The following is a 4871-nucleotide window of genomic DNA, read 5'->3' as shown; positions in this document are numbered from 1 at the left end:
GCTTTGGGGCCCCCTCTGGGGTTGGGGGGCAATGGGGAGAATAACTACTGACAACTGACTAATGACAAATGACCAACGACAAATGACAAATGACTATTGACTAATTTGTAGTCCTTCTGCCACTCGTTTGAGGCGACGTAGTTGAGCTTGCATATCTTCTTTAGTCCAAGATGCAGCAAAGGTATTGAAACCCCAACTCACCAGGGGATTAGGAATATCGAACTCAAAACGGTTCAGTAGACGGGTTCCCTGTTCTATTGGTTGACATTCCCAGCGATCGCGTCCTTGGAAAAATCCCTGAAATTCCCAGACTACTAAACCAGGTTTCCGTTCCACGACAACGCTGTTGAGGGTGGGTTTGACAACAGGAATTTGAATCACAAATTTACTTTGACTACCAATGTCAGTACTCCAAGCATCACCCACAGGTTCGCAACGCAGTACGGGGTTTAGCCAGCGATGCATGAGGGCTAAATCGGTAATACAGCGCTCTACCACCGTAGCTGTGGCATTGATTTGAATCGATTGTTCAAAAGCTTGGGACATTCTACATCTTTCATGCTGTTGCTGCACTTAGAGTAACTCAAAATTGAGCATGGAGATGGGGAGATGAGGGAGATGAGGGAGATGGGGGAGATGGGCAGATAAGAAGAATAACTTCTCACAACTGACTATTGACTAATTCCCAATTCCCAATGCCCAATTCCCGTGATCAACAACAGATTACCGCAACAAATGTATATAAAAATACTAAAAACATATTGAGAATTCATTTTTTAAAAGTACTCATTGGTAAAACGAGAAATTACTTAACAAAGTAAAAAATGGCTCTTGCGATGAATTCCATATAAGCTTTTACTGGTAGATGTATATTCAAAACACTAGTGAAGTTACTAGGGTAAAGGATTGTTTAAAGCAAACCACCCTATAAGCATCTCAAGTGTTGTGAGTGAATACCTAAGCTTAATTCCGGAAAACCATGAACACAACTTGGCAAGGAATAACCCAGTTGATAGACATTGGTTTGTCGATGAGGGTACAGCAATTTTTGGCACAATCGCCAAGCCTGTCACTAGATCAACAACAAGTTGACCAAGGAATTGCTGATGTGCAAAGAATTGTCCAACAGTTGATTGAGTTCACACCCCGTTTATTAGGGGCGGCAGCAATTTTGTTAATTGGCTGGTTAATTGCAGCGATCGCAGCAGCAGTGACGCGCGGAATCCTCAATCGCACAAACATAGATAACCGTATTGCCGCAGGCGTAACTGGACGCCAAGATGTTCCCCAAGTGGAGAAATTAGTCTCCAGCTTGGTATTTTGGAGCATCATTTTATTGACGGTGGTGGCTGTCTTACAAGCTTTGGGGCTGGAAGTAGCCTCTCGCCCACTGAATAATTTTCTTGACCAACTAATTGGCTTTTTGCCCAAGATAGTCGGTGCAGGAATTTTGTTGGGCGTCGCTTGGTTAATAGCAAGCATTGTCAAAATTGTGACGGTACGCGGGCTACAAGCCTTAAAGCTAGATGAGCGTTTGAATCAAGAAACCTCAAACGATACAATCAGCCTTAACCAGTTGTCTTTAAGTGAGACCATTGGCAATGCCCTGTATTGGTTCATCTTCTTACTTTTTCTTGTTCCAGTTCTAGACACTTTAGGACTAAGGCAAGCACTACAACCAGTACAAGCCTTAACTACACAGATTCTCTCAATTCTGCCAAACATCCTGGCGGCGACGTTAATTGCAGTAGTTGGTTGGTTTCTGGCTAATGTGGTGCGGCGGATTGTCAGCAATTTGTTAGCAACAACTGGTCTAGACCATTTGGGCAGCAGGTTTGGACTTTCTCCATCAGCGGGAGTACAATCTTTATCGAGTATTGTAGGCACAATTGTCTATATTTTGATTTTGATTCCTGTGGCGATCGCAGCCCTCAATGCATTAAAAATTGAGGCAATCTCAGTGCCTGCGATCGCAATGTTGCAGCAGATTCTCAACGCCCTACCTGCAATCTTCACAGCCGCAGCAATTTTAATTATTGCTTACTTCCTAGGACGATTTGTAGCGGATCTAGTCACTAGTATCCTCACAAGTTTAGGCTTTAATAACATCTTCTCTGTTTTGGGTCTGCCAACACCCACCAAACGAATTGTAATTTCCACAGAACCAACAGCAGACCCAACTCCAACCCGCACTCCATCAGAAATTGCTGGCATTGTTGTCTTAGTAGGCATTTTACTGTTTGCAACGGTGGCAGCGGTCAATATTCTCAATATTCCAGCCCTAACAACCTTGGTGTCTGGTATTTTGATTATATTTGGTCGGATTTTGGCGGGATTGATAGTATTTGCTATTGGTTTATTCTTAGCAAATCTAGCTTTCAACATTATCACCAGTTCTGGTAATCCCCAAGCACGAATTTTGGGGCAGGTAGCGCGGATTGCGATTATTGCCTTAGTTTCGGCAATGGCACTGCAACAAATTGGAGTTGCCAGTGATATTGTAAATTTAGCTTTTGGGCTTTTACTAGGTGCGATCGCCGTTGCTATTGCCCTAGCTTTTGGTCTAGGCGGTCGCGATATTGCACGAGAACAAGTCCAAGAATGGCTTAACTCTTTTAAAAGTAAAGGGTAACTCAACCCTTTATTTGCAAAAGAGAAGCACTTTAATTCAAATAGAACTAACGCCGAATCTCAAATTTCTTCGCATTTTGTGTTTAACAGCGATTTCTGCGTAAGTTCTATTTCCTTCTTTATCCAAGATGTTAAAGCCCCTCTCCGCGTCGGAGAGGGGTTGGGGAGAGGTTCATCGAACTCACGTTAATTACAAATTACGATTGGTATGACTTGCGTATCTTCTATAACTAAAGTTAAATGCACTTGAAAATAATAGGCATTGCATTTCCAGTTATTTTATCTTTTGAATTTTACTTTCAGTTGCAATTCATCTTTAATACGGTTGAGAATTGAAGTTTCATCAAGGCTTGCCAAAATTCGACTGATAACTGCTTTTGGCCCATCAGGCCCCCAAGTTGCTCCATTGGCTAAATAAACTTTAGTAATTTGCCCAATACCGTAAGAAGAAACACCAGCTACGCCTGCTTGAGTCATAGCCACCGATATATAGGGGCCGAAGGTAGCACCTGCCGTAGCTGACGCAGAAAGACCAAGTAAAGTTTTTAACCCACTCAAACCCAAGTTTGCCAATAGTTCACTAGCACCAATACCACCCATACTCAGGGCGATTTTTTGCAATAATTGTAGGGCGCCTGTTTCGCTGATGGGTATGCCATAGAGTTTAGATAAACCCAAAATTAGGACAATATCAATTACAACACTACTAAGTATATCTACCACAGTGACAGGATTGAGAGCGATCGCCACTGCTTTGGTCATCACAGCCTTCCAAATCAACTGATTGGCATTCTGTTCCCGAATCATCAGTTTGCGCTCTAGCAATTGCTGATTGACGATATCAGCATAAAGCATAGTATTAAGAGCAACTAAAGCTTTGCCTTCCCGGTGCAGAATCTCCAAGATTTTCAGCTTCAATTCCTCGACTTTGGCATTACCTGTACGCAACTGCACACCCCTAGTACCATCGGGGCGAATAATCGCCGTTTTCACAAGTGGTGATGCCGCAGCCATGACAATTTCTAAGGGCGTGAGTAACTCCCGCACTCGTTCATCCCGGATTTTATGGTATATTGCCATCCGGTCTGCTTCTGGATATTGGTCTACTTTATTAAATACCAGGATGATGGGTTTACCTGCTTGGCGCAACTGTGAAAGCGCTTCATGTTCTACTTTCGTCATATCGCCAGCAATCACAAACAAAATTAAATCTGCCTGTTTTGCCACTTGTTCAGCTAATGCTGCACGAGTATCACCATCTACTTCATCTAACCCAGGAGTGTCAATTAATTCCACCTGAGATTGACCGACACCAGGGAGAGTCACCCGCAAAGCACGTTCAGTTTGGCCAATGGCTTCTTCGCTAATAGTCCAATTTACTTTTTGTGCAGCACGGGTGACACCATGCAAAGGCCCAGTTTCAAACACCGTTTCCCCAACCAAAGCATTAAGCAGAGAAGACTTGCCACGTCCCACCATGCCAAAAGCAGCAATCTGTACCACCATGCGGTCTAATTTTCCCAGCATGGTTTCCAAATCAGCAATTTCCGCTTCTAATCCGTCTTTTTCTTGAGGCGTGAGGTCAAGATTGGCTACTAAGTTCCGCAGTGCCGTTTGTGCTTGTTTATAGTTGAGTTCTTTTTGAATGTCTTCAAAACTGAAAATGGCACTATCGAGTTCTTCCTCCCAATTGAGAGAATTGGCATCAGTGTTAGCTGAATCGCTGTGATGAGGATCAGGCAAGGGCAATGTCGAAGTCATATCAATGTGAAATTTGAGATTTGGGATTTGAGTTGACCCCATTTTCTATCCTAGTTATTTTTAGCAGGTGATTGGGGAGATGGAAAGTCGGGAACTCAAGGCATCCTCTGGGGATAAGGGGCGAGGGGTAAAAAATAACTAATGATTGATGACTAATGACAAATGACTAATGACTAACAAAAAGTCATAAACTGAAAAATGCATCTAGTAGCGTTAGAAACTTGACTAAATCACCTGTGCGGAAAATCGTTATTGCCGGTAACTGGAAAATGTACAAAACCCAGGCAGAATCCGAAGAGTTTTTACGTGGATTTCTGCCCCACTTACAGGAAACGCCTGAAGAGCGAGAAGTATTATTGTGTCCTCCTTTCACGAACCTCAGCGTTTTGTCGAGGAATTTGCATGGTAGCCGTGTACAACTGGGGGCGCAGAATGTTCATTGGGAAGAATTTGGAGCCTATACAGGTGAAATTTCTGGC

Annotated in this window: 4 protein-coding genes; 2 read left to right on the top strand and 2 right to left on the bottom strand. The window is 43.2% G+C overall.

What is annotated here, in order from left to right:
- Positions 1-93 precede the first annotated feature (93 nt).
- The gene (locus tag I8748_RS18325) at positions 94-546 is read right to left on the bottom strand and encodes an SRPBCC family protein (protein WP_198126003.1); all 453 of its coding nucleotides are present in this window, start codon (positions 544-546) and stop codon (positions 94-96) included.
- Between the two features lie 433 nt (positions 547-979).
- Here I8748_RS18325 and I8748_RS18320 point away from each other — a divergent pair, with 433 nt between their 5' ends.
- Positions 980-2632, top strand: coding sequence for a mechanosensitive ion channel (locus tag I8748_RS18320; protein WP_198126002.1), 1653 nt, complete (start codon positions 980-982; stop codon positions 2630-2632).
- Between the two features lie 278 nt (positions 2633-2910).
- On the opposite strand, the gene I8748_RS18315 is transcribed toward I8748_RS18320, so the two are convergent.
- A complete protein-coding gene (locus I8748_RS18315; protein WP_198126001.1) occupies positions 2911-4392 on the bottom strand; it encodes a GTP-binding protein in 1482 nt (493 codons plus the stop codon).
- A 236-nt stretch (positions 4393-4628) separates the two neighbouring features.
- Between I8748_RS18315 and I8748_RS18310 the strand changes: the two genes are divergently transcribed.
- A partial coding sequence (locus tag I8748_RS18310; RefSeq protein ID WP_198126006.1) for a triose-phosphate isomerase occupies positions 4629-4871 on the top strand: 243 nt, incomplete at its 3' end.

Source organism: Amazonocrinis nigriterrae CENA67, assembly GCF_016056305.1.
Lineage (GTDB): Bacteria > Cyanobacteriota > Cyanobacteriia > Cyanobacteriales > Nostocaceae > Amazonocrinis > Amazonocrinis nigriterrae.
This window is presented reverse-complemented; position numbering and strand designations above follow the sequence as displayed.

Coding starts and splice junctions, on each gene's coding strand:
- I8748_RS18320 (WP_198126002.1), top strand. CDS start 980: ATGAACACAACTTGGCAAGGAATAACCCAGTTGATAGACATTGGTTTG.
- I8748_RS18315 (WP_198126001.1), bottom strand. CDS start 4,392: ATGACTTCGACATTGCCCTTGCCTGATCCTCATCACAGCGATTCAGCT.
- I8748_RS18325 (WP_198126003.1), bottom strand. CDS start 546: ATGTCCCAAGCTTTTGAACAATCGATTCAAATCAATGCCACAGCTACG.